This is a genomic window from Roseateles oligotrophus, assembly GCF_025717515.1.
Classification (GTDB): Bacteria; Pseudomonadota; Gammaproteobacteria; order Burkholderiales; family Burkholderiaceae_C; genus Paucibacter_A; species Paucibacter_A oligotrophus.
The window spans coordinates 1-1742 of the sequence record NZ_JAJIRN010000027.1; the positions used below are offsets into that span (position 1 = coordinate 1).

Consider the following 1742-nt stretch of genomic DNA (forward strand, 5'->3'; position numbering starts at 1 on the left):
GCCTCGATCTGCGCCTTGTCGCTGCGGATATAGGCGCCCATCTGCAGGTTCTCGGTGATGGTCATACGCGTGAACGTGCCGCGCCCTTCCGGCACCATCACCAGGCCTTGCTTGACCAAGTCCCAGGCCCCCTGGCCTTTGATCGACTTGCCCATGTATTCGATATCGCCGGCGGCGACCGGCTGCAGCCCGGTGACGGCCTTGAGCGTGGTGCTCTTGCCTGCGCCGTTAGCCCCGATCAGGCTGACCAACTCGCCCTGCGCCACTTCGAAGTCCACGCCCTTGACGGCCTGGATGCCGCCGTAAGCGACCTTGAGTCCGCTGACTTTGAGCAATATGTTTGCTGACATTTTTATACTCTCTCGCTCAGTGGTTCTTGTGACCGGCGCCCAGATAGGCTTCGATCACTTTCTCGTTGCGCTGCACGTCGTAAGGCGTGCCTTCGGCAATCTGCTTGCCGTAGTCCAGCACCGAGACGCGGTCGCACAAGCCCATCACCAGCTTCACATCGTGCTCGATCAAGAGGATGGTGCGACCGTCCTTGCGGATGCGGTCGATCAGCTCTCTGAGCACCACTTTTTCGGTCGCGTTCATGCCTGCGGCCGGCTCGTCCAAGGCAATCAGCTTGGGGTCGGTGGCGAGTGCTCTGGCAATCTCCAAGCGTCGCTGGTCGCCGTAGCTCAAGGTGCGGGCCTTGAACTCCGCATATTTGCCGATGCCCACATAGTCCAAGAGTTCTTGAGCCCGCTTGGCGATCGCCGCCTCTTCGTTCTTGAAGCCCGGCGTGCGGAAGATCGCCCCCAGCAGACCTGAGCCGGTGCGGATATGGCGGCCCACCATCACGTTCTCCAGCGCCGTCATCTCGGCAAACAGCCGGATGTTCTGGAAGGTGCGCGCGATACCGGTCTTGGCCACCTCGTGCACCGCCGTCGGGGCGTAAGGCGCGCCGCCCAGCTCGAAGCTGCCCGCATCCGGCGTGTACAGGCCGGTGATGACGTTGAAGAAGGTGGTCTTGCCCGCGCCGTTCGGGCCGATCAGACCGTAGACCTGACCCTTGTTGATTTGTATGCCGACGTCGGCCAGTGCTTGCAGGCCACCAAAACGCTTGGAGACTCCGGCGACTTTGAGAATAACTTCGCTCATTGGGTTGCTCCTCAAGGGTTCACAGGTGTGGGGGCGGCTTTGCCATGCTCGGGCGAAGGCCACAGGCCGCGTGGGCGCACCAGCATGATGCCTATCATCGCCAGCGCCACCAGCAGCTGACGCAGGATGGACGCGTCCAAGCGCCCGCCGGTCATCTCCTGCAAGGGTCCGGCCACGTAACGCAGCACTTCGGGCAAGGCCGACAGCAGCAGCGCGCCCAGGATCACGCCCGGGATATGGCCAATACCGCCCAGCACCACCATCGCCACAATCATCACCGACTCCTGCAAGCTGAAGGACTCCGGGCTCACAAAGCCCTGGAAAGACGCGAACATGGTGCCGGCCACGCCGCCGAAGGTGGCGCCCATGCCGAAGGCCAAGAGCTTCATATTGCGGGTGTTGATGCCCATCGCCTTGGCTGCAATCTCGTCCTCGCGGATCGCCATCCAGGCGCGCCCGATGCGGCTGTTCTCGAGCCGATAGCAGATGATCACGCTGAACACCACCAAGACCAAAAAGAGGTAGTAATACAGCGTCACCGAGGGCAGTTTGTAGCCGAACAGCTCGGCTCCCTTGCCCAGGTCGAGGCCGAAGAAGTG

3 protein-coding genes are annotated in these 1742 nt (G+C 62.2%); all 3 read right to left on the minus strand.

Annotated elements, in window-relative coordinates:
• Nucleotides 1–350: ATP-binding cassette domain-containing protein (locus tag LNV07_RS25300; RefSeq protein WP_263573985.1), on the minus strand; the 350-nt coding region annotated here is incomplete at its 3' end.
• A gap of 16 nt (nt 351–366) precedes the next feature.
• Complete coding sequence (locus LNV07_RS25305; protein WP_263573986.1) at nt 367–1143, minus strand: ABC transporter ATP-binding protein; 777 nt, start codon at nt 1141–1143, stop codon at nt 367–369.
• A gap of 11 nt (nt 1144–1154) precedes the next feature.
• The coding region (locus LNV07_RS25310; protein WP_263573987.1) for a branched-chain amino acid ABC transporter permease at nt 1155–1742 on the minus strand (588 nt) is incomplete at its 5' end.

Excerpts from the sequence above, each read along its gene's own strand:
- LNV07_RS25305 (WP_263573986.1), bottom strand. The coding sequence starts at position 1,143 with ATGAGCGAAGTTATTCTCAAAGTCGCCGGAGTCTCCAAGCGTTTTGGT.